Source organism: Streptomyces sp. YKOK-I1, assembly GCF_054660435.1.
The window spans coordinates 3,053,207-3,078,270 of record NZ_BAAGDR010000001.1; the positions used below are offsets into that span (position 1 = coordinate 3,053,207).

23 protein-coding genes and 1 riboswitch are annotated in these 25,064 nt (G+C 70.5%); of the genes, 6 read left to right on the forward strand and 17 right to left on the reverse strand.

The window, feature by feature from the left end:
* The first annotated feature begins 60 nt into the window (after positions 1-60).
* A complete protein-coding gene (locus ACYQ8Q_RS13195) occupies positions 61-1,305 on the forward strand; it encodes a glycosyltransferase 87 family protein (RefSeq protein WP_460064677.1) in 1,245 nt (414 codons plus the stop codon).
* On the opposite strand, the gene ACYQ8Q_RS13200 is transcribed toward ACYQ8Q_RS13195, so the two are convergent.
* Positions 1,263-2,588 (reverse strand): MATE family efflux transporter, encoded by a 1,326-nt coding sequence (locus ACYQ8Q_RS13200; RefSeq protein ID WP_460064679.1) that lies wholly within the window; start codon positions 2,586-2,588, stop codon positions 1,263-1,265. The two genes, ACYQ8Q_RS13195 and ACYQ8Q_RS13200, sit on opposite strands and share 43 nt — an antisense overlap.
* Before the next feature lie 84 nt (positions 2,589-2,672).
* On the opposite strand from ACYQ8Q_RS13200, the gene ACYQ8Q_RS13205 reads away from it, so the two are divergent.
* A complete protein-coding gene (locus tag ACYQ8Q_RS13205) occupies positions 2,673-3,203 on the forward strand; it encodes a PadR family transcriptional regulator (protein WP_460064681.1) in 531 nt (176 codons plus the stop codon).
* On the opposite strand, the gene ACYQ8Q_RS13210 is transcribed toward ACYQ8Q_RS13205, so the two are convergent.
* The 5 genes from ACYQ8Q_RS13210 to ACYQ8Q_RS13230 all read right to left on the reverse strand — a co-directional run bounded on the left by ACYQ8Q_RS13210 (position 3,191) and on the right by ACYQ8Q_RS13230 (position 8,615).
* Entirely contained in the window at positions 3,191-4,399 is a 1,209-nt protein-coding gene (locus tag ACYQ8Q_RS13210) for a hypothetical protein (protein WP_460064683.1), read from the reverse strand. The genes ACYQ8Q_RS13205 and ACYQ8Q_RS13210 overlap by 13 nt on opposite strands.
* Positions 4,400-4,498: 99 nt before the next feature.
* A complete protein-coding gene (locus tag ACYQ8Q_RS13215; protein WP_460064685.1) occupies positions 4,499-5,530 on the reverse strand; it encodes a C40 family peptidase in 1,032 nt (343 codons plus the stop codon).
* 211 nt (positions 5,531-5,741) lie between these two features.
* Positions 5,742-6,782, reverse strand: a complete 1,041-nt coding sequence (locus tag ACYQ8Q_RS13220) for a C40 family peptidase (RefSeq protein ID WP_460064687.1) — start codon at positions 6,780-6,782, stop codon at positions 5,742-5,744.
* A gap of 212 nt (positions 6,783-6,994) precedes the next feature.
* A complete protein-coding gene (locus ACYQ8Q_RS13225) occupies positions 6,995-8,338 on the reverse strand; it encodes an NYN domain-containing protein (RefSeq protein ID WP_460064690.1) in 1,344 nt (447 codons plus the stop codon).
* A 37-nt stretch (positions 8,339-8,375) separates the two neighbouring features.
* Complete coding sequence (locus tag ACYQ8Q_RS13230) at positions 8,376-8,615, reverse strand: hypothetical protein (protein ID WP_055541554.1); 240 nt, start codon at positions 8,613-8,615, stop codon at positions 8,376-8,378.
* A 388-nt stretch (positions 8,616-9,003) separates the two neighbouring features.
* Between ACYQ8Q_RS13230 and ACYQ8Q_RS13235 the strand changes: the two genes are divergently transcribed.
* Together ACYQ8Q_RS13235 and ACYQ8Q_RS13240 are read left to right on the forward strand one after the other, a co-directional pair.
* On the forward strand, positions 9,004-9,738 hold the full coding sequence (locus ACYQ8Q_RS13235; RefSeq protein WP_460064692.1) for a rhomboid family intramembrane serine protease: 735 nt from the start codon (positions 9,004-9,006) through the stop codon (positions 9,736-9,738).
* Entirely contained in the window at positions 9,735-10,016 is a 282-nt protein-coding gene (locus ACYQ8Q_RS13240) for an Lrp/AsnC family transcriptional regulator (RefSeq protein WP_089101146.1), read from the forward strand. The genes ACYQ8Q_RS13235 and ACYQ8Q_RS13240 overlap by 4 nt, the downstream gene beginning before the upstream one ends.
* Before the next feature lie 33 nt (positions 10,017-10,049).
* Here ACYQ8Q_RS13240 and ACYQ8Q_RS13245 read toward each other — a convergent pair whose 3' ends face one another.
* The 6 genes from ACYQ8Q_RS13245 to ctaE form a co-directional block, all read right to left on the reverse strand.
* A complete protein-coding gene (locus tag ACYQ8Q_RS13245; protein WP_460064694.1) occupies positions 10,050-11,420 on the reverse strand; it encodes an aminotransferase class V-fold PLP-dependent enzyme in 1,371 nt (456 codons plus the stop codon).
* Between the two features lie 161 nt (positions 11,421-11,581).
* Positions 11,582-11,698, reverse strand: a riboswitch (SAM riboswitch).
* A 73-nt stretch (positions 11,699-11,771) separates the two neighbouring features.
* A complete protein-coding gene (gene trpD, locus ACYQ8Q_RS13250) occupies positions 11,772-12,836 on the reverse strand; it encodes an anthranilate phosphoribosyltransferase (RefSeq protein WP_460064697.1) in 1,065 nt (354 codons plus the stop codon).
* Between the two features lie 120 nt (positions 12,837-12,956).
* A complete protein-coding gene (gene qcrB / locus ACYQ8Q_RS13255; RefSeq protein WP_460064698.1) occupies positions 12,957-14,594 on the reverse strand; it encodes a cytochrome bc1 complex cytochrome b subunit in 1,638 nt (545 codons plus the stop codon).
* On the reverse strand, positions 14,591-15,646 hold the full coding sequence (qcrA, locus tag ACYQ8Q_RS13260) for a cytochrome bc1 complex Rieske iron-sulfur subunit (RefSeq protein ID WP_460064700.1): 1,056 nt from the start codon (positions 15,644-15,646) through the stop codon (positions 14,591-14,593). Before qcrA ends, qcrB begins: the two co-directional genes overlap by 4 nt.
* Positions 15,643-16,455 (reverse strand): cytochrome bc1 complex diheme cytochrome c subunit, encoded by an 813-nt coding sequence (gene qcrC, locus ACYQ8Q_RS13265; RefSeq protein WP_460064702.1) that lies wholly within the window; start codon positions 16,453-16,455, stop codon positions 15,643-15,645. Before qcrC ends, qcrA begins: the two co-directional genes overlap by 4 nt.
* A gap of 61 nt (positions 16,456-16,516) precedes the next feature.
* Positions 16,517-17,137 (reverse strand): aa3-type cytochrome oxidase subunit III, encoded by a 621-nt coding sequence (gene ctaE, locus ACYQ8Q_RS13270; protein ID WP_067245103.1) that lies wholly within the window; start codon positions 17,135-17,137, stop codon positions 16,517-16,519.
* A 146-nt stretch (positions 17,138-17,283) separates the two neighbouring features.
* Here ctaE and ACYQ8Q_RS13275 point away from each other — a divergent pair, with 146 nt between their 5' ends.
* Positions 17,284-17,685 (forward strand): response regulator, encoded by a 402-nt coding sequence (locus ACYQ8Q_RS13275; RefSeq protein ID WP_460064704.1) that lies wholly within the window; start codon positions 17,284-17,286, stop codon positions 17,683-17,685.
* A gap of 101 nt (positions 17,686-17,786) precedes the next feature.
* Here the strand turns inward: ACYQ8Q_RS13275 and ACYQ8Q_RS13280 are convergent, their stop codons facing one another.
* The 4 genes from ACYQ8Q_RS13280 to ctaC form a co-directional block, all read right to left on the reverse strand.
* Complete coding sequence (locus ACYQ8Q_RS13280; RefSeq protein WP_460064705.1) at positions 17,787-19,049, reverse strand: L,D-transpeptidase; 1,263 nt, start codon at positions 19,047-19,049, stop codon at positions 17,787-17,789.
* Between the two features lie 131 nt (positions 19,050-19,180).
* Positions 19,181-19,579: a cytochrome c oxidase subunit 4 gene (locus ACYQ8Q_RS13285; RefSeq protein ID WP_055631436.1), complete on the reverse strand. Its 399-nt coding sequence runs from the start codon at positions 19,577-19,579 to the stop codon at positions 19,181-19,183.
* On the reverse strand, positions 19,576-21,306 hold the full coding sequence (gene ctaD / locus ACYQ8Q_RS13290; RefSeq protein ID WP_359269148.1) for an aa3-type cytochrome oxidase subunit I: 1,731 nt from the start codon (positions 21,304-21,306) through the stop codon (positions 19,576-19,578). Before ctaD ends, ACYQ8Q_RS13285 begins: the two co-directional genes overlap by 4 nt.
* Positions 21,303-22,262, reverse strand: a complete 960-nt coding sequence (ctaC, locus tag ACYQ8Q_RS13295; RefSeq protein ID WP_460064708.1) for an aa3-type cytochrome oxidase subunit II — start codon at positions 22,260-22,262, stop codon at positions 21,303-21,305. Before ctaC ends, ctaD begins: the two co-directional genes overlap by 4 nt.
* Positions 22,263-22,546: 284 nt before the next feature.
* Here ctaC and ACYQ8Q_RS13300 point away from each other — a divergent pair, with 284 nt between their 5' ends.
* On the forward strand, positions 22,547-23,896 hold the full coding sequence (locus tag ACYQ8Q_RS13300; protein ID WP_460064709.1) for an aminotransferase class V-fold PLP-dependent enzyme: 1,350 nt from the start codon (positions 22,547-22,549) through the stop codon (positions 23,894-23,896).
* A gap of 85 nt (positions 23,897-23,981) precedes the next feature.
* On the opposite strand, the gene ACYQ8Q_RS13305 is transcribed toward ACYQ8Q_RS13300, so the two are convergent.
* Positions 23,982-24,956, reverse strand: a complete 975-nt coding sequence (locus ACYQ8Q_RS13305) for a carbohydrate kinase family protein (RefSeq protein ID WP_460064711.1) — start codon at positions 24,954-24,956, stop codon at positions 23,982-23,984.
* Positions 24,957-25,064 lie beyond the last annotated feature (108 nt).

Genomic DNA, 25,064 nt, shown 5'->3' on the forward strand with positions numbered 1-25,064 from the left:
ACACCCCGCTCACAGCCGCGCCGGGCCGCGCCTCACAGCCGCCCGCAGGATCATGGCCCCATGACGACGAAGGCCCCGAGACCGCCGCTGGCCCCGCTGCTGACAGTCTGGGGCGTGACCCGGCTCGTGCTGCTCCTGTTCGTCTTCCGGGTGTTCCTCTTCCCCGGCCCGGACGTGACGACCGACGTGTCGTCCATCTACCAGGGCTGGTACGAGGTGCTGCGCACCGGCAGCTTCCCGTCGGCGGACGTCACCTGGCAGTACCCGCCCGCCGCCGCCCTCGCGATCCTCTCCCCCGCCCTGCTGCCGTTCCTCGACTACGCGCAGGCGTTCTTCGTCCTGGCCTTCCTGGCCGACCTGGCCGTCCTCGTGCTGCTGCTGAACGCGGGCCTGCGTCCCCGCCGCTCGCCGCGCGGCGCCTGGCTGTGGGTGGTGGGCCTGCCGCTGCTCGGCCCGACGGTCTACGCCCGCTACGACGTGATGGTCACCGCGGTCGCCGTGGCGGCCCTCCTCGCGGGCGTCCGGCACCCCCGGACGATGGGCGCGCTCACCGGCTTCGCCGCGCTGCTGAAGGTGTGGCCGGTGCTGCTGCTGGCGGGCGCGGTGCGGCGCCGGGCGTGGGGCGCGGCGGCGGTGACGGTGGCCGCGCTCGCGGGCCTGTTCGCGCTGCTGATGCCGGGCGCCTTCGCCTTCCTCACCTTCCAGCGCGACCGGGGCACCGAGGTGGAGTCGCTCGGCGCCCTCGTCTTCCATGTGGCCCGGCAGTTCGGCTGGCAGGGGCGGGTGCTGCTGAACTACGGCTCGGTGGAGTTCCTCGGCCCGTACGTGTCCGTGGTGAGCGACGTGGCGCTGTTCCTGACGGCGGTCGCGTGCGGCTGGCTGCTGCTGTGGCGGCTGACGGCGCGCCGGATCGCGCCGCACACCCTGGCCGACGCGGCGTTCACGGCCGTCCTGCTCTTCACGGTGACCAGCCGGGTGATCAGCCCGCAGTACCTGGTGTGGCTGGTGGGCCTGGCCGCGGTCTGCCTGTGCTCCCACGCGACCCGGATGACCGGCCCCGCCGTGCTGGTCCTGGCCGCGTCCGCGGTGACCGTGCTGGAGTTCCCGGTGTACTTCGCGGACGTCGTCAACAGCACCCCGCTCGGGCTGGCCCTGCTGTTCGCGCGCAACGGCCTGCTGCTGACCGCCGCGCTGGCCGCCGCCGTACGGCTGTGGCGCTCGACCGTGCCCGGGCGCGCACCGGACGGGGATCCGGTGCCGGATCAGGCCGCCCGGACGAGCGAGGCGGCCCCGGCCTCCTCCTGACGCCACACGCTCCGCGACACCAGCCCCACCGCGGCGCACTGCACCCCCATCGCGAGCGCCAGCGCGAGACAGACCCCCGGCAGCCCGAGCCCGGACAGCGCGTGGGCGAGCGGCAGCTGGACGGCCGTGCCGAGCAGGGTCACCCGCAGCAGCACCGGCGCTCCCCCGCTGCCCTCGAAGACCCCGCCGAGGGCGATGAACCCGGCCATCAGCAGCAGGTACGGCCCGACGCAGCGCAGGAACCACACGCCCTCGTGGGCCACGGCGGGCCCGGCGCCGAAGGCGGCCATGATCCAGGGCGCCGTGAGGAACAGCAGGACGGCCGCCGCTCCCCCGGCGCTCCCGGACACCAGCACTGCCTGCCGCCCGATCGCCCGCCGCTCGTCCCGCCCTTCCCCCTCGGTGTGCGCGGTGTGGATGGAGGCGGCCTGGCGCACGGAGTAGAAGGCCATGGTCGCCACGTACATGACCTTGTAGGCGATCGCGTAGGCGGCCACCGCCGTCACCCCGAGGCGGGCCACCACCGCCACCAGACCGAGCGCGCCGGCCTGCCGCACGGTGAAGTCGGCGGACATGGGCAGCCCGGTGACCAGGGTCCGCCGCAGCGAGGCGCCCGCAGTGGCCCCGGGCGCGCACCCGGCCGCCGTCCGCAGCAGGGCGTTGCGCCGCAGGACGACCAGCCCCACGGCGAGGGCCACGCAGCGGCACAGCACGGTGGAGGCGGCCGCGCCCCGGACGCCGTAGAGGTGGATGAGGAAGGGGTCGCAGACCAGGATCAGGCCGTTGGCGAGGAGGGCGAGGCGCAGGGGCGTCTTCGTGTCCCCCGTGCCCTTGAGGATGCCGTCGACGAGGTTCTGCGCGAAGAACACGGCCGTGCCGGGCATCGAGATCGCGAAGTAGGAGACGGCGAGCGGCAGCGCCGGACCGCCGTCCGCCCCGAGGACGAGCCGGGCCAGCGGCTCGCGCAGCAGATATCCGCCGGCCGCGACGACCGGGGTGACGACCGCGCAGAGCGCCCAGCCGCCCCGTACGGCCGCCCGGACGGCCCCCGGATCCCGGGCGCCCCGGGCGTGCGCGACCAGCACGGTCGTCCCGGAGGCGAAGACCAGGGCGACGCCGAGCAGCACGTTCTCGGCGTTGGTGGCGATCGCGACGGCGGCGACCGCCGGGCCGCCGAGCCGCGAGACCCAGACGGTGTTGATGATCCCGGCGGCGACCGAGGCGAGCAGCGAGAAGTAGACGGGGTGGGCGAGCCGGACGAGGTGCTTGCGATGAGCGTTCATGGGTCCCCCTGGCGTCAGCTACCTCGATTCGAGGTAGCTCGAAAAGAGGTAGCATGAGCGCGTCACCCACCGCAAGGGAGCACGATGCTGGAGCTGTCGATCCTCGGCTTCCTCGCCGAAGAGCCGCTGCACGGCTATGAGCTGAAGGAACGGATCACCGCGCTGAGCGGTCATGTCCGCCCGGTCAGCGACGGCGCGCTGTACCCGGCGATCACACGTCTGGTCACCGCCGGCAAGCTCGACCAGCGCACCGAGGACGGGGTGAGCGCGGCCCCGCGCCGGGTGCTGTCGCTCACCGGACCGGGCCGCGAGGACCTGCTGGAGCGGCTGCGGCACCCCAAGCCGGTCGAGATCAGCGACCAGGTCCGCTTCAACACGGTGCTGGCCTTCCTGCGGCACCTGCCCGACCGGCGGGAGCAGGCGGCCGTGCTGCGCCGACGGCTGGACTTCCTCCTGACCCCGACGAGCTTCTTCTACGAGGGCCGCGAGCCGGTGGCCGCGGAGACGGCCGGGGACCTGTTCCGGCAGGGCATGCTGCGGGTGGCGCGGGCGACGGGCGCGGCCGAGCGGGAATGGCTGGCCGAGGCGATCGAGGTGCTGGCTCAGCCGAGCTGAGCGCGCAGATACGCCTGCCAGTCCGCGGTCAGCTGCGGCAGGGACACGCCCAGCACGCTCCGCAGGGCCCCCTCGACCGCCCCGGCGCGCTCCTGGTGCGCCCCGACGGCCCGGTAGAACGCGTCCAGCTTCACCTCGCCCCACCGCTCGGCGATCATCCGGCAGGCCAGCCAGCCGCCCTCGTAGGCCCGGGCCAGCCGGTCCGGGTCGCCGGAGAAGCCGAAGTCGGCGTCGGTGGGCAGCGCGGCCGGGACGCGGCCCCCGGTGACCGCGCTCCGGAGCTCGGGCGCGACCTGGCGCGGGGTGCGCCCGGAGTCGCGGTAGCCGACCCAGTCGGCGTATCCCTCGGACAGCCACAGCGGGGTGGCCGCGTCGGTGTGGGCGCGGGTGGCCACATGGGTGGTCTCGTGGGTGAGGACGACCTGCCGGCCCAGCCCGCCGAGCAGGGCGTACGCGTCGGGGTTGACCACCACCCGGTCCGCCGGGAACCGCGCCCGTCCGTCGGCCCCGCCCCCGGTCTCGCCGGTCGTCACCGCGGCGATGCCCCGGTAGGAGGAGGCGGGCGAGCCGAGCAGGGCCGCCATGCCGTTCAGCGACTTCGGGACGAGGACCACGACGCGCCCCGCCCAGTCCGTGCCCCAGGCCGCCGACACCGACGGGACGGCGTCGTCGGCGAGACCGGCGAAGGCCCGCAGCCGCTCCGCGGTCTGCCCGGTGCCCAGGACCAGGCTGTGCTCACCGCGCACCACGGTCACCTCGCCCTGGTCCCAGAGCTGCTCGGCCGCCTTCTGCGCGGGCCGCTCGGAGGTCACGCCCCAGCGCCCGCCCGCGTCCCGGGCCAGCCGCAGGGTGCGGGCGACGGTGACCGGGGCGCTGTCGTAGTCCCGGATGCGGTAGCTCAGCTCGGCGCCGGCGGTCAGCGTGCCGCCGTCCCGGCGCACCGAGGTCACCCGGTACGACCAGGCCGCGAGGGGCACGGCCCGCAGCCGGGCGTAGTCCGCGCGGGCGCCGGTGGCGGCGTAGGCGTCGGCGTCGTGGTGCAGGACGGCCGCCGCCCGCCGGTCCAGCACCCGCTGCACCTCGGTCCGGGAGGTGTCGGTGGCGGGCCTGCCGCCGCAGCCGACGAGGAGGAGGCCGACGAGCAGCAGACAGAGACCGGGGACCCCGGATCCGCGCACCCGCCCACGACCAGCCATCCTCCCGATCGTACGGCCGTCCCCGCGAGGTCGTGTCGTCGCACGGCTGGGGGCACCCCCTCTGGGGGAGGGAAGGTGACGACAGGGCCTGGGCCCCGGTCAGGGCCGTGTCACCGAGGACACCGGCATCATCCCGACCGGGTCGTAGCGCACCGGGGCGCCCGGGTAGGGCGCGTGGATGACCTGGCCGTTGCCTGCGTACATGCCGACATGGCTGGCGTCGGAGCGGTAGGTGACGATGTCGCCCGGCCGGGCCTCGGAGAGCGGGACGCGGCGGCCGGTGTGCGCCTGGGCCTGCGAGGTGCGGGGCAGAGCCACCCCGGCCTGCGCGTACGACCACTGCATCAGGCCCGAACAGTCGAAGCCGGTGGGCCCGTTGGCGCCCCAGACGTAGGGCCGGCCGAGGGCGGAGCGGGCGGCGGCGAGGGCGGCGGCCGCACGGCCCGAGTCGGGGACGGCGCCCGTGAGGCCGGGCAGGTCGCTGCGGCCGGAACGGGAGGCCCGGTCGTAGGCGGCGCGCTCGGCGGCCGGCAGGGCGTCGAGGAGCTGCCGGGCCCGGGCGAGCTTGCGCTCGACGGTCCGCTTGTGGCCGGCGACCGCCTTGCGGCTCTTCTCCAGCTCGGCGAGCTGCCCGGCGGCCTCGGTGCGCTCCTGGGCGAGGTCCCGCAGCGCGAGCTGGAGCTCCCTGAGTTCGCCCGCCTGGTGGGCGGAGATCCGGTTCAGGACGGACGCCTTGTCGAGGTAGTCGGCCGGGTCGTCGGAGAACAGCAGCGCGAGGGACGGGTCGAGTCCGCCGGAGCGGTACTGGGCGCCGGCCAGCGAACCGAGCTCCTCGCGCAGATCGTTGACGTGCCCCTGCTGGCGGGCGATCCGGTCCTGGGCGTGGCGCAGCCGCCCGCGCAGGACCTCGGCGCGCTCGCCGGCCTCGTTGAAGGCCTCGGTGGCCTGCTCCGCCTCCTCGTAGAGGCGGTCCACCTCGGACCGGGTGTCGTCGTGCGGCGCGGCCGAGGCCGGTACGGCGGTTACGGCGGTCAGGGAGCCGAGGGCGGCGGCCGCGGCGGACAGCACACCGAGGGCTCCGGCGGCGCCCCGGTCGAACCCGGACGGTGCAAGGCGGCGATGGGACCCCACGGGAAGCCGCGCTCCTTCCACTGGCGGACGAAACGCGGCAGACAGTAGCCCCGTGTCAGGGGGGCGGCCAAAGACCTTCGCGGGCACACAACGTGACGCCCCGCCGCTGACGCAGGTCACCGGCGGGGCGGGGGTCACTTCGGGTTGCCGTAATTCGCCCGTTCGGGCGGTGCCGTGTCCTGATCTTGGAAGGACCGGGACCCGGTGAGCGTCAGACGCGGACGCCCCACATGAAGGGGCCGCCGATGGTGCTCATCGACTCGTAGCGGACGACCGTGCCGGTGCGCGGCGCGTGCAGGATCTGGCCGTTGCCCGCGTACAGGCCCACGTGGTGCAGGTCGTTGAAGAAGAAGACCAGGTCGCCGACCTTGAGGTCACCGACGGAGTAGATCTTCGTGCCGTAGCTGGACTGCGCCTCGGAGGTGCGCGGGATGGAGACGCCGGCCTGGGCGTAGGCCCAGGAGGTCAGACCCGAGCAGTCGAAGGAGGAGGGGCCGGAGGCGCCGTAGACGTACGGCGAGCCGATCTTGGACTGGGCGGCCGAGAAGGCGGCGGCGGCACGGCCGGAGGCGGTCCCCGTGTCACCGAGGTCGACGCGCTCGGCGGAGGAGCGGCTGGCGCGGTCGTCCTCGGCGGCCAGCGCGGCCTTCTCCTTGGCGGTGAGGGTGTTGAGCAGCTTCTGCGCCTGGGCGAGCTTGCTCTGCACCGCCTTCTTCTGCTTGGCCAGCTCGGCGCGGGTGGCCGAGAGGTCCTTGAGCTTGTCGGCGGCCTCGGAGCGCTCCTGCGCCAGCTCGCGCTGCTTCTCCTGGATCTTCTTCAGCGCCTCGACCTGCTGGGCGCTGAGCTGGTCGGCGGTGGACGCCTTGTCCAGGTAGTCGTCCGGGTTCGAGGACAGGAAGAGCTGGAGGGAGGAGTCGATCGTGCCCGTGCGGTACTGGGCGGCGGCCGCCAGGCCTATGGAGTCGCGCAGCTCGTTGAGCTCCTCCTGGCCGCGGGCGACGTTGTCCTGGATGGTGGAGATCTCCTTCTGGAGCTTCTCCTGCTTCTCCTCGGCCCCGTTGAGCTTCTCGGTGGCCTGCTCCGTCTCCTCGTAGAGCTTGTCGACCTTCGTCTTCACCTCGTCCTTGCTGAGCTTCTCGCTGGGGGCCGCGTTGGCGGCCTGGGAGCTCAGCACGACGGCAGCGGCGGCTGCGGTGGTCAGCACGGTCACGCGTGCGCGGGACGGCTGCTTCGGTCGACGGTGGGACGCCACGGAGACGGGCTCCTTCTTTTGAGTGATCACCCGTGTGGAGGTTCGAGCACCAGACCTTAGTGACCTCGCTGTGATCAGTTCAAATCCCCAGCCACAAAAATCACGTCACGCAACGCAGTTTTTTCAGGTAACTCACATGCTGTGATGTGGGCTTGACCCTACGTTGCGTGACGATCCCGCCAATTCGGGCATTAAACCTGCAACTTCGACCTTCAGGACAGGCGCTTGAGAAGCATCGCGGAAGCCACGGGTCGGGCACCCGCCTTCGCGACCCCGTCGGCGACCTCGCGGTCGGTCGAGGCGACGATGACCGGTCTCCCCGGCGGCTCGGCCCGCACGAGCTGGCGGATGAGTTCGTCGGCGGTGACGCCCGCCTTGGAGAACAGCACCCGCACCCCGCGCGGCGGCGCCAGCAGCACCGGAGCGGCCAGTTCGGCCCCGTCGAAGACACAGGTGACCTCGGCGCCGGTCTGGGCGGCGAGCGCCGAGAGCTGCCCGAGCAGCCGCAGCCGCTGCTTCTCCAACGGCATCTGCGGATAGCCGGTCTTGGTCACGTTGTAGCCGTCGACGACCAGATGCGCCTGGGGCAGGGCCAGCAACTGGTCGAGAATGGCCGGATCGTGCTCCGACAGGGCCCGTGCGGCGATGTCCTTCGGGGTCATTCGTCCTGGTTCGACCGCATCGACCGTTTCTGCCGGGCGGACCGACACCGGCGGCAACGCCAGTTCCCGGCGCAGCCCTTGGGCGGCGTCGAGCACGGTGTCCAGCAGCAGCCGTACCCGCATGTCCTCGACGCTGCGCCCCTCGCGGGCCGCCCGCCGGGTGGCCTCCAGGGCCGCCTCGGCCTCCCCGAGGCGCGCCTTGAGCCGCCGGGTCTCGCTCTCGGCGGCGGACACCTGGGCCTGCCCCTCGGCGCGTACGGCCTCGATCTCGCCCTGCACCTTGCGCAGGGCCGCCTCCCCGCGCTTGACGTCGCTGAGGGCCGAACGCAGCTTGCGGTGCAGCGATTCGGCGTCCTTGCGGGCGGCGTCCAGCTCGGTGCGCAGGCGTTCGGTGTCCGCGCGGGTCTGCTCGCGGGCCTGCGCCAGTTCCTCGCGCAGCCGCTCCAGTTCGGCCCGGCTCTCCTCGTCGGCCCGCTCGGCGTCCGCCCGCTGGGCCTCCTCACCGGCCGCCGTCACCAGCTTCACCCAGCCGGGGGGCCGCAGCACATAGGCCGCGGCCGCCACATCGAGCGGGTCCGCGGCCGGGGTCGGCGAGCCGGAGTCCAGGGCGCCGGACAGCTCCGGCTGGGCGTCTCTGAACTTCTCGGCGATACGCTGCCGGAACAGCGGATCCGTCTCCAGCGCGGCCGCCATCGCGTTGCCCGCGAACTTCGCCCGGCGATTCGGGGCGAACCGGGCGTACTGCCGCAACTGGGCCGGTAGTTCGGCGACGGTCAGGCCGCCGAAGCCGTCGGAGACGATCTGCACGACCCGGCGGCGCACGCCGTCGGGCAGCGGACGGTCGAGCATCTCAGCGGCGCCGTCGCCCGGCCCCCCGCCTGCGCTCTCCGCCATCCGTCACACCCCAATACCTGTACGGGGCCCGCTCCGCTCAGGAGCCGGCGCCCGGCCGATCCACGAGTTCCACCTGGTCCACGGCGTTGCACCAGCGGCACCGCACCGACTCGATGGTCTCACTGACCACCTCGCGCTCCTCCACCTTCGGCTCTCCGGCAAGGTCGAGGTGCACGTACTCCACGACCTTCGACGAGCGCGTCACGTCGAACCTGGTCAGGTTGCCGCAGAGGGTGCAGCGCCACCGCGTGGTCGCGGTCGGCAGGGGAACCGTCATCGTGACTGTCCTTCTAGTGTCGGTGTTCCAGCAGGGTCGCGCCGGAGGCTCCCCGCTGTGCATGGCTCGTAACCCTACGGCCTGGCGGGTACTCGCCGCCCATCCGTCCCCAGGGCCTGCCCGGCGGATCCTGTCGGAGACGCGGGGATATGGCACGCACATCTCCCGCGTTGTCGTCGGTCCCCGACTCCCCCACGCTCGGCTGCGCTCGCGCGGGAGGGACCCCCATCGCGTCGACTCCCTCCTCCGCCTTGCAGCTGCACGCACCATATCCCGCTCACCTGCGCCGATGAGGTGCCGCCACTTTCCTCCGACCTGATCCGCCGGACAGGCCCTGGCGGCGAGGCGGAGCGGGTGGTTCTGTCCGGTTACGTCATGCTCTGTATTCATGATCGGCAACTGGAACGGGGCCGTCCGCAAGGCTCTGCGCAGCCCTTCGGCACCGGTGACTCACGGGCTGATCGTCCTGTGCTGTCTGGTCTTCGTGATCGGTCCGGCCTCGGGACTCGATCCGGCGTACGGCGCCGGGGAGGGGCTGATGGCCGCCCAGCGGGCCTATTTCCGCCGCTGGGGCGTGGTCCCGGTGGAACTCTTCACGGGCTCCGCGCGCGCCGTCCTGACCCCCGCCACGGCCCTCTTCGTCCACGGCAGCTGGGTGCACCTGCTGGGCAACATGCTCTTCCTGTACGTCTTCGGGGCGATGACCGAGGAGCGGATGGGCCGCGTCGAGTTCACCTTCTTCTACCTGGGCTGCGGCTGCCTGGCCCTGCTCGGGTACGCGGCCGCGCACTCCGGGTCGCCGCAGTCGCTGGTGGGGGCCTCCGGGGCGATCTCGGCGGTCCTCGGCGCGTTCCTGTACCTGTTCCCGCGGGCCCGGGTGACCAGCCTGCTGCCGTTCCTGTTCTTCCTGCCGCTGCGGTTCCCGGCCTGGGTGGTGCTGCCCTTCTGGGCGGCGCTCCAGTGGATCGCGGTGGGGCAGGCGGCCCAGGGGCCCGGGGTGGCGTATCTGGCGCACCTGGTGGGCTTCGGCCTGGGGTTCGGCTACGCGTGGGCGCGTTTCGGCCGTACGACTAGAGTGAAGGCCGCCCCAGCTCCGGCCCCCGAGGGAGAGAACCAGCCGTGATCACCGCGATCGTCCTCATCAAGACCAGCGTGGACCGGATCCCCGAGATCGCCGAGCGGATCGCGGCGCTGGACTCCGTGAGCGAGGTGTTCTCCGTGACCGGGACGTACGACCTGATCGCCATGGTCCGGGTGAAGCAGCACGAGGACCTCGCGGAGGTCATCCCGGGCAGCATCAGCAAGATCCCCGGCGTCGAGGCCACGGACACGCACGTGGCGTTCCGTACCTACTCCCAGCACGACCTGGAGGCGGCGTTCGCGATCGGTCTGGACTCCTGACCGGCTGAACCCGCCCCCCGGCGCGACGGCGCCTCACACCGCCGGGACGCAGCGGCCGTCCTCCGTGCGGTACGTCCACTTCGGGCCCTCGGTCACCAGCTCGCGGACCGCCGTCACGAAACGGTCCACGTGCTCGTCGGGGGTGCCCGCGCCGAAGCTCACCCGGACGGCGTTGAGGGACTTCTCGCCCGGCGCCGCGTCGGGGGCGCCGCACTCGCCCTGGGTCTGGGGGTCGCTGCCCAGCAGGGTGCGGACCAGGGGATGGGCGCAGAAGAGGCCGTCGCGGACGCCGATGCCGTACTCGGCGGAGAGAGCGGCGGCGAAGTGGGAGCTGTTCCAGCCGTCGACGACGAAGGAGATCACGCCGACCCGCGGGGCGTCGTCGCCGAACAGGGACAGGACCCTGACCTGCGGGACCTCGGCGAGGCCCGCGCGGACCCGGGCGATCAGGCGCTGCTCACGGGCGACCAGGGTGTCGAAGCCGGCCTCCGTGAGGGCGTTGCAGGCCGAGGCGATGGAGTAGGCGCCGATGACGTTGGGGGAGCCGGCCTCGTGGCGGGCCGCGGTCTCGTGCCACTCCACGTCCACTCCCCCGTCCTCGCGCCGGGTGACCTTGCGGCTGGCGCCGCCGCCCGCGAGGTAGGGGTCGGCGGCCCGGAGCCAGTCGGCGCGGCCGGCGAGGACGCCGGAGCCGAACGGGGCGTACAGCTTGTGGCCGGAGAAGGCCACGTAGTCGACGTCCAGGTCGCGGACGGACACCGGGTGGTGCGGGGCGAGCTGGGCCGCGTCCAGGACGATCCGGGCGCCGTGCGCGTGGGCGGCCGCGGCGAGCTCGCGTACGGGCCACAGCTCGCCGGTGACGTTGGAGGCGCCGGTGACGCAGACCAGGGCCGGGCCGTGGGGGTCACGGGCGGCGAGGGCCTTCTCCAGGGTCTCGACGGCCTGCCGCGGGGTGCGCGGGGCGTCGAGGTAGGTGACGCGGGCGCCCTTCCAGGGCAGCAGGCTCGCGTGGTGCTCGGTCTCGAAGACGAAGACCTGGCAGCCGGCCGGGAGGGCGGCGGCCAGCAGGTTCAGGGAGTCGGTGGTGGAGCGGGTGAAGACGAGCTGGTCGTCCTCGCGGCAGTCCAGGAACGCGGTGACCGTGCGGCGGGCGTTCTCGAAGAGGTCCGTGGAGAGCTGGGAGAGGTAGCCGGCGCCGCGGTGGACGCTGCCGTAGTACGGGGCGTACGCGGCCACGTCGTCCCAGACGCGCTGGAGGGCGGGGGCGCTGGCGGCGTAGTCGAGCGCCGCGTAGGCGACCTCGCCGCCGGTGACGAGCGGGACGGTGACATCGCGGCCCAGAACGGGCAGCTCCTCCGAAAGGGCACAAACGGTCCGGGCGGCGGCAGCGCTGGAGACAGACATGGCGAACTCCTGTGAAGGGCAAGCGGAATCACCGTGCGAGCGGGTACGGCTCGAGCACGGAGAAAGGTGAAAGGGGGTGTGCGGAGGCGGGGCTCGGCGCCCTATCGCATTCGCTTGCTCACAGAAGGCTCCTCGACGACCAGGACCCCTGGCGTACGAGGGGTCCGCGCTTGCCGTAGACCTCTCTGCCTACGACCTGGTCCTCACCCGGGGCACCCCGCCACGGACGGAGGGTTGCCGGACAGTCGGCCGGGGCCTCATGACTGTCACTCATGACCTGTACAGGAACGTACGGGAAGTGATCGCGGTCCCGCAACTCGTGTCCGAATGACGGGACCGCGACAGGCACGGTCAGACGTTGGTGGCGGCCACCCAGCGGTCCAGGGCCTGCTTGGCGGCGCCCGAGTCGATGGACTCGGCGGCGCGGTCCATGCCGGCGCGGATCTGCTCCGCGAGGGTGCCGGTGCCCGGCTCCAGGGCGACCAGGGCGGCCGCCGAGTTCAGCAGCACGGCGTCCCGTACGGGGCCCTGCTCGCCGTCCAGGAGACGACGGGCGACCTCCGCGTTGTACGACGGGTCGCCGCCCCGCAGGGCCTCCACCGGGACCAGCTCGAGGCCGACGTCCCGCGGGTCGAAGACCTCCTCGGTGACCTTGCCGTCGCGCACCACCCACACCCGGGAGGTGGCCGTGGTGGTCAGCTCGTCCAGGCCGTCGTCGCCCCGGAACACCAGGGAGGAGTGACCGCGCTCGGCGAAGACGCCCGCGACGACCGGTGCCATGCGCGGGTCCGCGACCCCGACCGCCTGCGCCCGCACCCGGGCCGGGTTGGTCAGCGGGCCGAGGATGTTGAAGACCGTGCGGATGCCCAACTGGCCACGCGCGGCGCCCGCGTGACGCAGCGCCGGATGGAACTTGATCGCGAAGCAGAAGGTGATCCCGGCCTCGCGGGCCACCTCGGCCACCCGCGCCGGGGTCAGCTCCAGATTGACGCCCAGCTTCTCCAGCACGTCCGAGGCGCCGGAGGCGGAGGACGCGGCCCGGTTGCCGTGCTTGACGACGGTGGCGCCCGCACCGGCGACCACGATCGCCGACATGGTGGAGATGTTGACGGTCTTGGCGCCGTCGCCGCCGGTGCCGACGATGTCGACGGTCCGGCCCGGCACCTCGATCGTGTTGGCGTGCTCGTACATCGTCCGCACGAGCCCGTTGATCTCCTCGACGGTCTCGCCCTTGGCCCGCAGCGCCACCACGAACCCGGCGATCTGCGCGTCCGTCGCCTCCCCGCGCATGATCCGGTCCATCGCCCACGAGGTGGCGTCGGCGCTCTGGTCACGGCCGTACAGCAGGGCGTTCAGCACGTCGGGCCAGGAACGGCCCGCCGCGGTGTCGCCTCCAGCGGGGGTCACAGCGTTCATAGCCGCTCCTGGGTGTCGTAGAACCATGTGAGGCCACCTTATCCAGCTCGGGACATGGCGAAGGGCCCCGTCCGAACACCGGACGGGGCCCTTCACTCACGGCGTGGCGACGCCGGACGATCAGTGGTGGCCGTGGCCGCTCGTGATCTCCTTGTACTCCTCGACGGTCGGCTTCGGGATCTGCTGGTCCTCGCCGAAGTACGCGCCGCTGATCTTGGCGCGCAGCTTCTCGGACCGCTTGATCTTGCGCTCGACGCCGTTCTCGTCGACGGCCGGGCCGATCGCGACCGGCTCGTACTGCTCGTGCGCCGTGATCGTGTGCAGCTGCTCCTGGCTGAGCGGCTCGTGGATCTCGATGAACTCACCGTGCGGCAGGCGCTTGATGGTGCCGGTCTCGCGACCGTGCAGCACCTTGTCCCGGTCCCGGCGCTGCAGGCCGAGGCAGATCCGCTTGGTGAGGAGGTACGCGATGACCGGTCCGACGAAGAAGAAGATCCGGACGAACCAGGTGATCGAGTTGATCGACAGGTGGAAGTGGGTGGCCCACAGGTCGTTGCCACCGCCGACCAGCGTGATCATGTACATCGTGACCCAGGCGACACCCAGCGCGGTGCGCGTGGGGGCGTTGCGCGGACGGTCCAGGATGTGGTGCTCGCGCTTGTCGCCGGTGATCCACGACTCGATGAACGGGTACATCGCCAGCGCCGCGAGGACGACACCGAAGAGCACCAGCGGGATGAAGACGCCCAGGACCAGCGTGTGGCCCCAGATGTTGACCTCCCAGCCGGGCATGAAGCGGATCAGGCCCTCGGCGAAGCCCATGTACCAGTCGGGCTGGGCGCCGGTGGACACCTGGTCCGGACGGTAGGGGCCGAAGACCCACACCGGGTTGATCTGGGCGAGCGCCGCCAAGGCCGCGATCGTGCCGAAGACCAGGAAGAAGAAGCCGCCCGCCTTCGCCATGTACACGGGCAGCAGGGGCATGCCGACGACGTTCTTGTTGCTCTTGCCGGGGCCCGCGAACTGCGTGTGCTTGTGGTAGAAGACCAGGATCAGGTGCGCCACCATCAGGCCGAGCATGATGCCCGGCAGCAGCAGGATGTGGATCGAGTAGAACCGCGCCACGAAGTCGTGGCCCGGGAACTCGCCGCCGAAGAGGAACATCGAGATGTACGTGCCGACGATCGGCATCGACAGGATGGCGCCCTCGGTGAAGCGGACACCGGTGCCGGAGAGCAGGTCGTCCGGGAGCGAGTAACCGGTGAAGCCGGTGAACATGCCCAGGACGAACAGCAGGAAGCCGAACAGCCAGTTGATCTCACGCGGCTTGCGGAACGCGCCGGTGAAGAACACGCGCATCATGTGCACGAACATGCCGGCGAGGAAGATCAGCGCCGCCCAGTGGTGGATCTGCCGGATGAGCAGACCACCGCGCACATCGAAGGAGATGTGCATGGTCGAGTTGAACGCCTCGGACATCAGCTGTCCCTGCAGCGGGACGTAGCTGCCGTGGTACTCCACCTCGTTCATCGACGGGTGGAAGAACAGCGTCAGATACACACCCGTGAGGATGATGATGATGAAGCTGTACATGCACACTTCGCCCAGCATGAACGACCAGTGGTCGGGGAAGATCTTGCGCATGTTGGTCTTGGCGAGGGAGTAGATCCCCAGCCGGCCGTCGGCCCAGTCGGCGATCCGCTCGCCGGCCGGCGCCTTCCCGCGTTCGCGGGACTGTGCGTTCTCGTTGGTGCTCATCCGCGCTCCCAGAAGGCAGGACCGACGGGCTCTTCGAAGTCGCCGAGCGCCTCGAGGTAGCCCTCGTCGTTCACGCCGATGCGCAGCTGCGGCAGGGCGTGACCGGCCGGGCCGAAGATGACCTTGGCGCCGTCGGAGAGGTCGAAGGTGGACTGGTGGCAGGGGCACAGCACGTGGTGCGTCTGCTGCTCGTACAGCGAGATCGGGCAGCCGACGTGGGTGCAGATCTTCGAGTAGGCCACGATGCCCTGGTGGGACCACTCGAGTTCCTGCTTGTCCTTGATGTCCTCCGGCTGGAGCCGGACGATCATCAGGGCCGCCTTGGCGATCTCGTTCTGGAAGTCCTCGTCGTGCTCCTCCAGGCCCTCGGGCTTGGCGAAGGTGAGCGAGCCGACGGCCACGTCCGAGGCACGCAGCGGCTCGTTCGTGTTCATGTTGACGAGGAGCTTGCCCTTGGCCCACAGCGTGTGGCGCAGCTTGTCCTCGGGCAGCGGACCGAGGTCGCGCAGCAGCATGACGCCGGAGAGCGGCACCAGGGCCAGCGCGCCGAACATCGTGTTGCGGATCAGCTTGCGACGGCCGATCACCGATTCCTTGGCGCCCTGCTTGAAGTCCGCGTGGACCTTCGCCCGGAGCTCGGGGTCGGCCGCGATCGGGTGACGCTCGTCGGCGACCTCGACGTCGGACATCAGGGTGCGGGCCCAGTGGACCGCGCCGGCGCCGATGGTGAACAGCGCCGTGCCGAGGGTCAGACCCAGCGCGAAGTTCAGCGCGCTGACGTGCCCGATCGGGAAGACGAAGATCGACTTGTCGATCGGGATCGCCACGTACGAGACGATGAAGCCGACGGTGGCCAGCATCGACACCGTGAACAGCAGGGCGACCGCGCGCTCGGACCGCTTGGCGGCCCGCTCGTCGATGTCCTGGATACGGTGCTCGTGGGGCGGCAGTCCGGGGTCGGCGAACGGGTTCTTCTCGTCCGCTACGGCCACGGCGCCGTGACTGTCCTGCTCAGCGGGCAGGTTCTCTTCTGGAATGTCTTGGCTACTCATGACTTCTTGGCCTTTGCGGTCCGAGCGGCGACCCAGACGGCGACCGCGATCAATGCACCGAGACCGAAGATCCACGCGAAGAGACCCTCGCTGACCGGGCCGAGCCCGCCCAGCTCCAGACCGCCCGGGTTCACCGTCTCGTCGCTGTCGATCGCGTTCAGGTACGCGATGATGTCCTTCTTGTTCTGCTCCGTCAGCGTGGTGTCCGGGAAGGACGGCATGTTCTGCGGGCCGGTCTGCATGGCCTCGTAGATGTGCTTCGGGTCCACGCCCTCGAGCGTCGGGGCGTACTTGCCGTGGGTCAGGGCGCCGCCCTTGCCGCCGGTCGTGTGGCACTGCGCGCAGTTGGTGCGGAACAGCTCGCCGCCCTTGCCGATGTCGGCGCCCTCCGTGCCGTACTCGGCCTCGGTGGGGACGTTCGGGCCGGCGCCGAGCGAGGCGATGTACGCGGCGAGCTGGTCGATCTCGGCCTGCGTGTAGATGGCCTTCTTCGAGGGCACCTGGGCGCCCTGGGAGGTCGCTGCCGGCATACGCCCGGTGCCGACCTGGAAGTCGACGGCGGCGGCGCCCACGCCGACCAGGCTCGGGCCGTCGGAGCTGCCCTGACCCTTGGTGCCGTGGCAGCTGGCGCAGCCTACGGCGAAGAGCTTCTTGCCCTCGTCGATGGCCAGGGACTGGGCGGTTTCATCTGCCTGCGCCTTGCTCGCGGGCGCGAACGCGGCGTACAGCCCCCCCGTGCACGCCAGCGCGAGGAGTAGGACGACGAGCGCCGCCAGCGGATGGCGTCGTCGTGCGGAGAGCTTTTTCACGGATTACCCCGGTGTCAGGATCTTCTGCGTCGATGCTTGCGTTGGCGGGAACGGGCCCGTGCTACTTGATCATGTAGATCGTGGCGAAGAGGCCGATCCAGACGACATCGACGAAGTGCCAGTAGTAGGACACGACGATCGCGGCGGTCGCCTGCTCGTGGGTGAACCTCTTGGCCGCGTAGGTGCGCCCCAGGACCAGCAGGAAGGCGATGAGGCCGCCCGTCACGTGCAGTCCGTGGAAGCCGGTGGTCAGGTAGAAGACCGAGCCGTACGGGCCGGAGGAGAGCGAGAGTCCGTCCCGCTTCACCAGCTCGGTGTACTCGTAGATCTGACCGCCGACGAAGATCGCACCCATGATGAACGTAACGATGAACCAGCCCCGGAGCTTCTTCACGTCACCGCGCTCGGCGGCGAAGACGCCGAGCTGGCAGGTGAGGGAGGAGAGCACCAGGATCGTGGTGTTCGTCGCCGAGAACGGGAAGTTCAGGAACTCGGCCTGACTCTTCCAGTACTCGGTCCCCGTCACCGATCGCAGGGTGAAGTACATCGCGAAGAGGGCCGCGAAGAACATCAGCTCGGAACTCAGCCAGATGATGGTTCCGACGCTGGTGAGGTTCGGCCGATTGACCGACGGGTGCGCGTGCCCGGTTTCTACTGTCGTTGCTGTCGCCACGACCGACATTATGTCGGTCGCTTATCCCGCCCTCACTCCGGGGGGTGCCGTTCGGAGTGTCTCTGCCATCCGTACCGGTGTTGACGTGGTGTTGAACGGAGTAACATCCGCCTCAACTGGCCTGTCCGTACGACGCTGACGTCTTCGGAGGAACAATGCAGCCGACCGCCACGGTGCTGGTCTACAGCGACGACTCCCACACCCGAGAGCAGGTGCGGCTCGCCACCGGGCGCAGGCCCGCTCCCGACGTCCCCGTGGTGGAGTTCGTCGAGTGCGCCACACCGGCCGCCGTGATCAGTGAGCTGGACAAGGGCGGGATCGATGTCTGCGTGCTGGACGGGGAGGCCGTGCCCATGGGGGGCATGGGGGTCTGCCGGCAGATCAAGGACGAGGTGTTCCAGTGCCCGCCGGTGCTGTTGCTGATCGCACGGCCGCAGGACGCCTGGCTGGCGACCTGGAGCAGGGCTGACGCGGCTGTGACGCTGCCTGTGGAGCCGGTGGAGTTCGCGGCCGCGCTGGCTTCCCTGTTGCGGGAGAAGAGGCTTCAGAGCGCCTAGGGGGTGCCTGGGGACGTGGCGGGGCGGGTGCGGCGCCGTTGTGGCCTGTCGCGCCCACGCGGCGGAGCCGCAGATCGATACAGCCCCGCGCCCCTGGTTGGCTACACCGCCGCAGGTCTCAGGGTTGACGTGTCCGGCTGGGTCTTGTGCTTGCCGGTGATCAGGGCGCTGCCGGTCTTCCACTTCGGCCAGTCGACGTTCCAGTCGCCGAAGCCGTTGCCGAAGGGCTCCATCGTGTCGCCGTAGCTGTTGACGACCTTGACGACGTCGCCCTGGCGGACGTGCTCGAAGAACCACTCGGCGTTGGCGGTGCTCATGCCGGTGCAGCCGTGGCTGACGTTGGCGTAGCCCTGGGAGCCCACGGACCAGGGGGCGGCGTGGACGTACTCGCCGCTCCAGGTGAGCCGGGTGGCGTAGTAGACGGGCAGGTCGTACGACTCCGAGGAGCCCTCGGCGATGCCGACCGTGGCGCTGCGCATCCGGACGAACTGTTCCTTGCCGAGGACGACCTTGACGCCGTTGCGGGTCTCGAAGCCGGGCTTGCCGGTGGTGACCGGGATGGTGTTGATCACCTCGTCGTTCTTGTAGAACGTCAGCGAGTGCGACGAGGCGTCCGTGACGGCTATGACGCGGTCGCCGATGGTGAGGCTGACGTCCTTGGACGTGGTGCCCCAGAGGCGGTCGCTGATCCGGATGCCGTCGAGGTTGCTGTGGGCGCGGATCGTCGCGTGGGCGGGCCAGTACTCCTGGGGACGGTAGTGGAGTTCCTTGTCGTCCACCCAGTACCAGGCGCCCGGCACGGAGGGCGTGGAGTCGACCTTGAGACCGCGCTCGACTATCGCACGCTGGGCCGGGTCCTTGACGGGCTCGCTGAGCTTGGCGGTGACGGGCTGGCCGACGCCGTACGTGCCCTGGTCCGGGCCGAGCTCGACCGCCAGGCGCTTCTTGCCGCTGGGCTTGCCGGTGTCGAAGGTGAGGACCCGGCGGCCGGGGGCGCCGTCGGCGTCCTCGGTGCTCACCCGGACCGTGTAGTGGGCGTTGGCGGCCAGCGGCTCGGTGCTGTGCCAGCGGCTGCCGTCGGCGGCGAGTTCGCCCGCCACGTAGCGCCCTGAGGCGTCCACGGCGGTGACGTCGGTGAGGGGCTCGTCGTCGTCCCGGGCGACGACCTCCAGCGGCTTGTCCGGGTCGGCCTTCTTCCTGCCGTCGCCGTCGGGGCCGTTGAAGGAGATCCGGTCGCTCGCGTCGTAGGGGCGCTCGGCGAGGGGGTTGCCGTCGGATCCGCAGGCGGTGACGACGCCCGCTCCGAGGGCGATCACCAGCACCGTGCAGCTGACGACTGTGCGGGGGCGGGGTGTGTGGCTCATGACTTCACGCTAGGGAGCCGCGTCAACGACGGCGCGCTGGAAGCCACGGATGGAGGACAGGGATTGCGGCGAACGAAGGAGCCCGGACCCTCCTTGACGGAGTGTCCGGGCTCCCGTGGGTTCGGCGCGTGCTACTGGGTGCGGTTCTCACCGCGGTAGTACTCGAAGACCCAGCCCCAGATGCCGATGAGGATGATCGGGGCGGAGAAGTACAGCAGCCACCAGCCGATCGCGACACCGAGGAAGGCGATGGCGCCACCGACGCCGAGCGCGAGCGGCTGCCAGCTGTGCGGGCTGAAGAAGCCCAGCTCGCCGGCGTCGTCCGCGACGTCCGCCTCCTTGTTGTCCTGGGCGCCCGCGTCCACCCGACGGGCCGTGAAGCCCAGGTAGAAGCCGATCATGATGGACAGACCGAAGGCCAGGAAGAGGGCCGTGGTGCCCGCCGGCTCCTTCGACCAGACGCCGTAGACGATCGCCATGATGAGGATGAACACGCTCAGCCACGTGAACATCCGGCCTTGGACCTTCACTTGCCGGCCTCCTTGCTGCCCGCGATGGCACCGTGGCCGGCGTGCTCCAGCTGCTCGAGCGCGGCGATCTCCGGGTGGTGCAGGTCGAACGCCGGGGATTCACTGCGGATCCGCGGCAGGGTGAGGAAGTTGTGCCGCGGCGGCGGGCAGGAGGTCGCCCACTCGAGGGAGCGGCCGTAGCCCCACGGGTCGTCGACCTCGATCTTCTTGCCGTACTTGGCCGTCTTCCACACGTTGTAGAGGAACGGCAGGATCGACAGACCGAGGACGAAGGAGCTGATCGTCGAGATCGTGTTCAGGGCGGTGAAGCCGTCCTGCGCCAGGTAGTCGGCGTAACGACGCGGCATGCCCTCGGCGCCCAGCCAGTGCTGCACCAGGAAGGTGCCGTGGAAGCCGAAGAACAGCGTCCAGAAGGTGATCTTGCCGAGGCGCTCGTCGAGCATCTTGCCGGTGAACTTCGGCCACCAGAAGTGGAAGCCGGCGAACATCGCGAAGACGACGGTGCCGAAGACGACGTAGTGGAAGTGCGCCACCACGAAGTACGAGTCGGACACGTGGAAGTCCATCGGCGGCGAGGCCAGGATGACGCCGGTCAGACCACCGAAGGTGAAGGTGATGAGGAAGCCCGCCGCCCACAGCATCGGTGTCTCGAAGGACAGCGAGCCCTTCCACATCGTTCCGATCCAGTTGAAGAACTTCACACCGGTCGGGACGGCGATGAGGAACGTCATGAAGGAGAAGAACGGGAGCAGGACGCCACCGGTGACGTACATGTGGTGCGCCCACACCGTCACGGAGAGACCGGCGATGGCGATCGTCGCGGCGATCAGGCCCATGTAGCCGAACATCGGCTTGCGGGAGAAGACCGGGATGATCTCACTGATGATGCCGAAGAACGGTAGCGCGATGATGTACACCTCTGGATGGCCGAAGAACCAGAAGAGGTGTTGCCACAGCAACGCGCCGCCGTTGGCCGCGTCGAAGACATGGGCACCGAACTTGCGGTCCGCCTCCAGGGCGAACAGCGCGGCCGCGAGGACCGGGAAGGCCAGCAGGACCAGGACACCGGTCAGCAGGACGTTCCACACGAAGATCGGCATGCGGAACATGGTCATGCCCGGCGCGCGCATGCAGATGATCGTGGTGATGAAGTTGACCGAGCCGAGGATGGTGCCGAAGCCGGAGAAGGCCAGACCCATGATCCACATGTCGGCGCCGATGCCCGGGCTGCGGACCGCGTCCGACAGCGGGGAGTAGGCGAACCAGCCGAAGTCGGCCGCACCCTGCGGGGTGAGGAAGCCGCCGACGGCGATGAGCGAGCCGAACAGGTACAGCCAGTAGGCGAACATGTTCAGCCGCGGGAAGGCGACGTCGGGCGCGCCAATCTGAAGCGGCATGATCCAGTTCGTGAAGCCGGCGAACAGCGGCGTCGCGAACATCAGCAGCATGATCGTGCCATGCATCGTGAACGCCTGGTTGAACTGCTCGTTCGACATCAGCTGCAGGCCCGGACGGGCCAGTTCGGCGCGCATGAACAGCGCCATCACGCCGCCGATCATGAAGAACGCGAACGACGTCACCAGGTACAACGTACCGATGGTCTTGTGGTCGGTGGTGGTGAGCCACTTGACCACGACGTTGCCGGGCTGCTTGCGCCGGACCGGCAGCTCGTTCTCGTATGAGTCTTCAGCTGCCGCGGCACCCTGGGGTTCGTTGAGGATGCTCACAGGTTGTTCGTCTCCCGGTTCTTCTCATGGGCGGTCTGCTCGATGCCCGCGGGAACGTAACCGGTCTGCCCCTTCTTGGCGAGGTCCTTGAGGTGCTGCGCATAGCGCTCGGGGGAGACGACCTTCACGTTGAACAGCATCCGGGAGTGGTCGACGCCGCAGAGCTCGGCGCACTTGCCCAGGAAGGTGCCCTCATGGTTGGGGACCACCTGGAAGGCATTGGTGTGACCCGGGATGACGTCCTGCTTCATGAGGAACGGCACCACCCAGAAGGAGTGGATGACGTCACGCGAGGTCAGGACGAAGCGGACCGTCTTGCCCTCAGGAAGCCACAGGGTCGGGCCCGGGTTGTTGGTCTGCGGGTTCCGCTCACCGGGGACACCGCAGGTGTAGACGCCGCCCGCGTCGGACGGGAAGTCCTTCTTGTACCGGTCCGGGATCGCGGCCAGGTTCTCGTCGGTCTTCGCGTCGCCGGTGGAGCCTTCGACGTTCTCGATGTAGTTGAAGCACCAGCTCCACTGGAAGCCGACCACGTTGACCGTGACGTCGGGCTTCTTCTCGAGGCTGAGGAGCTTCGACTCGTCGCGGGCGGTGAAGTAGAACAGCACCGAGACGATGATGATCGGGACCACCGTGTACAGCGCCTCGATCGGCATGTTGTACCGGGTCTGCGGAGGAACTTCGACCTTCGTGCGGCTGCGCCGGTGGAAGAAAGCACTCCACAGGATCAGGCCCCACACCAGCACGCCGGTGGCCAGCGCGGCCGCCCAGGAGCCCTGCCACAGGGAGAGGATCCGCGGAGCCTCTTCTGTGACGGGGGTGGGCATGCCAAGGCGGGGGAAGTCCTTGTATGTGCAACCGGTGGCGGTCGCCAGGACCAGGCCCGCGGTCATTGCCTGCAGCAGCTTCCGCCGCATCGGGCGCCGCGGCGAGCGGTCGGAGCCGTTGGGACTCACGTAGCGCCTTCCCGAGAGTCTCGCCCGCGCTGATCGGCTGCGGCCTTCTCGCTGGTCGGTCGCCGCCCTGCGTCGGGCAGGGGTTTGGATGTTTATGCGGACCAAACCCTAGCCGACGCCTTCCGGGGGTTCTCGGGGAGGGGTGCCTACCGAGGGGGGTGGTTCGCTGGTTTGGCGGGTGCGGCGTGGGTTGTGGCCGTTCGCGCCCCGCGGCGGAGCCGCATATGTGCACAGTCCCGCGCCCCTTTTGGCCGTTGCGGCACCGGACGTCTTAGCGTTGCCGTGTGCCCTACTTCGACGCGGCCTCCGCCGCTCCCCTTCATCCCGTCGCCCGTCAGGCCCTGTTGGCCGCGCTGGACGAGGGGTGGGCCGACCCCGGGCGGCTGTACCGGGAAGGCCGCAGGGCCCGCATTCTGCTCGACGCCGCCCGCGAGGCAACCGCCGAGGCCGTCGGCTGCCGCACCGACGAACTGACGTTCACGGCGTCCGGGACACAGGCCGTTCAGACGGGTATCGCAGGGGTGTTGGCGGGGCGGCGGCGGATCGGGCGTCACCTGATCGTGTCATCCGTTGAACACTCGTCGGTGCTCCATTCGGCCGAAGCGCTGGAGGCGGACGGCGGGACGGTGACGCGGGTACCGGTGGTGCGGAGCGGGGCGGTGGAGGCGGGGGCCTACGAGGCGGCGCTGCGCCCCGGCACCGCGCTGGCGTGTCTGCAGTCGGCCAACCACGAGGTGGGCACCGAGCAGCCGGTGGCGGCCGTCGCCGAGGTGTGCCGGGCGGCCGGGGTGCCGTTGCTGGTGGACGCGGCGCAGTCGCTCGGATGGGGTCGGGTGGACGGCGGCTGGTCGGCGCTGACCGCCAGTGCCCACAAATGGGGCGGGCCGTCCGGGGTCGGGCTGCTCGTGGTGCGCAAGGGGGTGCGGTACGCGGCCGGGGAGACGGAGGAGTTCGGGAACCTGCCGGCGATCGTGGCGGCCGCCGCCTCCCTGCGGGCCGTACGGGCCGAGGCCGACCGGGAGGCGGTACGGCTGCGGGAGCTGACGGAGCGGATCCGGGTGCGGGTGCCCGAACTGGTCCCGGACGTCGAGGTGGTGGGCGATCCCCGACGGCGGCTGCCGGGGGTCGTCACCTTCTCCTGTCTGTACGTCGACGGGGAGGCGCTCCTGCACGAGCTGGACCGGGAGGGTTTCTCGGTGTCCTCGGGCTCGTCCTGCACGAGCAGCACCCTGACGCCGAGCCATGTGCTCAAGGCGATGGGGGTGCTCAGCGAGGGGAACGTACGGGTGTCGCTGCCGGCGGGGGCGGCCGAGGAGGACGTGGAGCGGTTCCTCGCCGTGCTGCCGGGGGTGGTGGCGGGGGTGCGCGAGAAGCTCGGGGCGCCGGCCCCCGCCACGGCCGTGGAGGAGGACGTCCTGGTCGTGGACGCCCTGGGCAAGCGCTGCCCGATCCCCGTCATCGAACTCGCGAAGGTCATCGGGAACGTGCCGGTGGGCGGCCGCATCCGGGTCCTGTCGGACGACGAGGCGGCCCGCCTGGACATCCCGGCGTGGTGCGAGATGAGGGGCCAGGAGTACGAGGGCGAGGAACCGGCGGACAAGGGAACGGCGTATCTGGTCCGCCGGACGAGCTGACCCGCCCAGGGGCGCGGGGCTGTGTCGACATGCGGCTACCGCCGCGGGTGCGCGACCAGCCCCCACGCACCCGCACCCGACACCGTCAGCCCAGGTGACCCCGAACCTCGACGGCCGCGTCCTCCCCGTACGCCTTGGTGAACCGCTCCATGAAGTGCGCCCGCCGCAGCTGATACTCCTGCGTCCCGACCGTCTCGATGACGAGCGTCGCGAGCATGCACCCGACCTGGGCGGCCCGCTCCAGCGAGACGCCCCAGGCCAGTCCCGACAGGAACCCGGCGCGGAAGGCGTCGCCGACGCCGGTCGGGTCGGCCTTGCGCTCCTCGTCGGGGCAGCCGACCTCGATCGGGTCCTCGCCGTCGCGCTCGATGCGGACGCCGCGCGCGCCGAGGGTGGTGACGCGGTGGCCGACCTTGGCGAGGATCTCGGCGTCGGACCAGCCGGTCTTGGACTCGATGAGGCCCTTCTCGTACTCGTTCGAGAACAGGTACGTGGCGCCCTCCAGCAGTATCCGGATCTCCTCGCCCTCCATCCGGGCGATCTGCTGGGAGAAGTCGGCGGCGAAGGGGATGGCGCGGGAGCGGCACTCCTCCGTGTGGCGGAGCATCCCCTCCGGGTCGTCGGCGCCGATCAGAACCAGGTCGAGGCCGCCGACGCGGTCCGCGACGGTCTTCAGCTCGATCAGCCGGGCCTCGCTCATCGCGCCCGTGTAGAACGAGCCGATCTGGTTGTGGTCGGCGTCGGTGGTGCACACGAAGCGGGCGGTGTGCAGCGTCTCGGAGATACGGACGGACTCGGTGTCCACGCCGTGCCGGTCCAGCCAGGCGCGGTACTCGTCGAAGTCCGCGCCCGCGGCGCCGACCAGGACCGGCCGGGTGCCGAGCTGTCCCATGCCGAAGGCGATGTTCGCGCCCACCCCGCCCCGGCGGACGTCCAGGTTGTCGACCAGGAAGGAGAGCGAGACCGTGTGGAGCTGGTCGGCGACCAGCTGGTCGGAGAAACGTCCTGGGAACGTCATGAGGTGGTCGGTCGCGATGGAGCCGGTGACTGCGATGCGCACGGCGTGGACTCTCCTGTGGGGAGGGGGATTGACAGTTCACGCTACCCGGTGGAGCGGCGCCACTGAAGCAGCCGAAACTACCCGATAGTAGATCTTTCTTCGCGGGCG